The 3,681-nt window shown below is 60.4% G+C and carries 5 protein-coding genes; 1 reads left to right on the top strand and 4 read right to left on the bottom strand.

Annotated features, from left to right (window positions below):
• The 4 genes from BN1189_RS09175 to BN1189_RS09160 all read right to left on the bottom strand — a co-directional run.
• Nucleotides 1-1,222: UDP-N-acetylglucosamine 1-carboxyvinyltransferase (locus BN1189_RS09175; RefSeq protein WP_040227610.1), on the bottom strand; the 1,222-nt coding region annotated here is incomplete at its 3' end.
• 26 nt (nt 1,223-1,248) lie between these two features.
• Entirely contained in the window at nt 1,249-1,896 is a 648-nt protein-coding gene (gene fsa / locus BN1189_RS09170; protein WP_040227608.1) for a fructose-6-phosphate aldolase, read from the bottom strand.
• A gap of 85 nt (nt 1,897-1,981) precedes the next feature.
• Nucleotides 1,982-2,839, bottom strand: coding sequence for a class II fructose-bisphosphate aldolase (locus BN1189_RS09165; protein WP_040227604.1), 858 nt, complete (start codon nt 2,837-2,839; stop codon nt 1,982-1,984).
• Between the two features lie 169 nt (nt 2,840-3,008).
• The gene (locus tag BN1189_RS09160; protein ID WP_040227603.1) at nt 3,009-3,365 is read right to left on the bottom strand and encodes a response regulator; all 357 of its coding nucleotides are present in this window, start codon (nt 3,363-3,365) and stop codon (nt 3,009-3,011) included.
• A gap of 44 nt (nt 3,366-3,409) precedes the next feature.
• Between BN1189_RS09160 and BN1189_RS16675 the strand changes: the two genes are divergently transcribed.
• Nucleotides 3,410-3,681, top strand: a 272-nt coding sequence (locus tag BN1189_RS16675; protein ID WP_306610707.1) for a DUF2529 family protein, incomplete at its 3' end; no start/stop codon positions are given.

The following is a 3,681-nucleotide window of genomic DNA, read 5'->3' as shown; positions in this document are numbered from 1 at the left end:
GCCCTCTCAGCTTTTCGACGATGTTCGAATAGCCGCGCTCGATATGTCCGATTTCCCGCACTTCCGTCTCTCCCCCGGCGATGAGGCCGGCGAGGACGAGCGCCGCTCCCGCGCGCAGGTCCGATGCCCGGACGGATGCGCCCTGAAGTTCCGCCGGACCCGAGATGATCGCGGTCTGGCCTTCGACACGCGCCGAAGCGTTCATGCGCCGAAGCTCGTCGATATGCTTGAAACGGGCGGAATAAATCGTGTCGGTGACGACAGACGAACCGGCCGCCTGGGTGAGCAGCACCGTGAACGGCTGCTGGAGATCGGTCGGAAAGCCCGGGTAGACGAGCGTCTTTACATCGACCGCCGTCAGATTCCGAGACTTCGGAATGAAGATCCGCTCTTCCTCCTCGACGACTTCCACGCCCATCTCCCGGAGCTTCGCCGTGAGCGCCTCGACGTGGAACGGAATGACATTGTCGACCGTCACGCCGGCACCCATCGCGGCGGCCATGATCATGTACGTCCCCGCTTCGATCCGGTCCGGGATGATCGTGTGGGTTGTCCCGGAAAGGGAGCTGACGCCTTCGATCCGGATGACGTTCGTCCCGGCTCCCTTGATGTTCGCGCCCATGTTGGACAGGAGCGTGGCGACATCGATGATCTCCGGCTCTTTCGCGGCGTTTTCGATCGTCGTGCGGCCTTCCGCGAGCACCGCGGCGAGCATGATGTTGATCGTCGCGCCGACGCTCGCCACATCCAGGTAGATCTTCGCGCCGCGCAGTTTTTCCGCACGCAGGTAAATCGACCCGTGCTCGTTCGTCACGGTCGCCCCGAGCGCTTCAAAGCCCTTGATATGCTGGTCGATCGGGCGCGGTCCGAGATGGCACCCGCCCGGCAGGCCGATGACCGCCCGCCCGAAGCGGCCGAGCATCGCGCCCATGAGATAATAGGATGCGCGCAATTTTTTTACGTTTCCGTTCGGCAATGGCATGGCGATCATTCCGGTCGGGTCGATCTTCATCGTCCCGCCGTTGAATGAGACCGTGCCGCCGATTTCTTCAAGCAGCAGCTTCAGCGTGTGCACGTCGGCGATTTCGGGCAGTCCTTCAATCGTCACTTCGGATCCTGCCAGGATCGAGGCCGGGATGAGTGCGACCGCGCTGTTTTTCGCGCCGCTCACTTTTACCGTGCCTTTCAGTTCCCGGCCGCCGTTGATTTTATATACGTCCATTCATTTCCCCTCGTTCTATCTTCCGGTCATTCGGCCGTGCGGCGTTCCCAGTCGGACAGGAATGCTTCGAGGCCTTTGTCTGTCAGCGGGTGGTGGAACATCTGCTTCAGCACCTTGAGCGGCGTTGTCGCGATGTGCGCGCCGTTCAACGCGGCTTCGGTGATATGCTGCGGATGGCGGATCGAAGCGGCGATGATCTCCGTCTCGATGTCGTGAATGGCGAAGATCTCGGCGATTTGCGCGATCAGGTCCATCCCGTTCTGGCCGATGTCGTCGAGGCGGCCGAGGAACGGCGATACATATGTCGCGCCTGCACGCGCCGCGAGAAGGGCCTGGTTGGCGCTGAAGATGAGCGTGACGTTCGTCTTGATGCCTTCCTTGGCGAACGTCGCGCACGCCTTCAGCCCCTCTTCCGTCATCGGAAGCTTGACCGTGATGTTCGGGGCGATCTGCGCCAGTTCGCGGCCTTCCTTGATCATGCCTTCCGCATCGGTCGAGATGACTTCCGCGCTGACGGAGCCCGGTACGAGTTCCGCGATTTCCTTGAGCCGTTCATGGAACGGGACGTTCTCTTTGGCGACGAGCGACGGGTTCGTCGTCACGCCTGACAGGATGCCCCATGCGTGGGCTTCCTTGATCTCGTCGAAGTTTGCCGTATCGATGAAAAATTTCATTGGTCTGTTCCTCCCGTATGCCGATTGATGAACGGAAAGAAGGAGGGGGCCTCGCGGGCGCCTCTCCTTTCCCGTTCCTGCTTCCTTAAGCTTTCCCCGAAGAGCCGAATTCACGCATCTTGCCGATGACCGTTTCCTTGATCGCTTCGCGTGCCGGGCCGAGGTATTTGCGCGGATCGTAGACGTCCTTGTCCCGGTCCAGGATGTCGCGGATGACTTTCGTCGAGGCGATCTGGTTTTCGGTGTTGACATTGATCTTCGCGGTGCCGAGCGAGATGGCGCGCTGGATGTCTTTTGTCGGGATGCCGGTTCCGCCGTGGAGAACGAGCGGAAGGTCCGACTGCTTCGAGATCTCTTCCATTTCCTTGAATCCGAGGTTCGGCTCGCCTTTGTACGGTCCGTGGACGGAGCCGAGCGCCGGTGCGAGGCAGTCGATGTCCGTCTTGTTCACGAGCTCTTCGCACTCTTTCGGATCGGCGTAGATCACGCCGTCCGCGACGACATCGTCTTCCTGGCCGCCGACGACGCCGAGTTCCGCCTCGACGGAGACGCCGTGCTTGTGTGCATATTCGACCACTTCGGAAGTGATGCGGACGTTCTCTTCAAGCGGTTTCGACGAGGCGTCGATCATGACCGACGTGAAGCCCGCTTCGACCGCTTCCTTGCACTTCTCGAAAGAAGAGCCGTGGTCGAGATGGATGGCGACCGGCACGGACGTCCCGTACGATTCCATGAGGCCCTTCACCATCGGGACGACCGCCTTGAAGCCGCCCATATACTTCCCTGCCCCTTCCGAGACGCCGAGGATGACCGGAGATTTCTCTTCTTCGGCCGCCTGCAGGATCGCCTGCGTGAATTCGAGGTTGTTGATGTTGAATTGCCCGACTGCATAGCCTTCCTTTTTTGCCTTTTTCAGCATTTCGGTCATGGAGACAAGTGCCATCTGGAATTCCTCCTTAGAATATGGAACGATACGGGGTTTCCCGGCCGCCGACCGGCCGTTCCGCCGTCTGCCGGGGGAGGCCCCGGTCCGCCGATATCGTCTTTTCTGTTTCTTTCATATACCCCTTCATCATAACAAAAACAGGCAGTGTCCGCCACTGCCTGCCTGTTCAGCCGAGGAGCACGGCGACCGCATCCTTCAGTTCGTGGATGTCGAACGGCTTCGTGAAGTATCCGGAGGCCCCGAGTTCCTTCGCCGCGTCGATCTGTTCCTGTTCCCCGTACGCCGTCATCATGAGGACCGGTGTCCCGGGGGATGCCGCCTTGATCTCCCGCAGCACTTCGATGCCGTCCATCCCCGGCATCTTCATGTCGAGCAGCACGCAGTCCGGCGTCTCCTCCCGGAATTTCTCGAGCGCTTCGAATCCGTTCTTGGCCAGCAGCGGTTCATGCCCTTCCCGGCGGAACACTTCTTGCAGAAGCAGGCGGATCCCGTTCTGATCGTCGACGATCAATATCCGTTTCATGCCATCCCTCTTTCCGTCCATGTCGGTGTTAGTCTTTATTCGAGATGAACCGGCAATTCCCTTCCTGTCCGGGCGAATCGTTTAAATCCGTCCGGGTTTCCCTCTATAATGGAACTGCAAACGAAACCGGAGGGATTCCCATGAAAATGCTGACCACACAGATCACCGGGCTGCTTCAGCGGATTGCGACAAGCGAGGAGGAGGCGATCGGCATGACCGCGCGGCTGCTCGCCCAGGCGACCGTCGGACAGGGCGTCGTCTACTTTGCCGCGTTCGGCGAGCTCGGCGCGGTGAGCGCGAACGCGATCCGCGGGGC

It is taken from the genome of Bhargavaea cecembensis (genome assembly GCF_000826125.2).
Classification (GTDB): Bacteria; Bacillota; Bacilli; order Bacillales_A; family Planococcaceae; genus Bhargavaea; species Bhargavaea cecembensis_B.
Note: the sequence above shows the minus strand (reverse complement) of the source record. Positions and strands in the feature narration are given on the sequence as shown.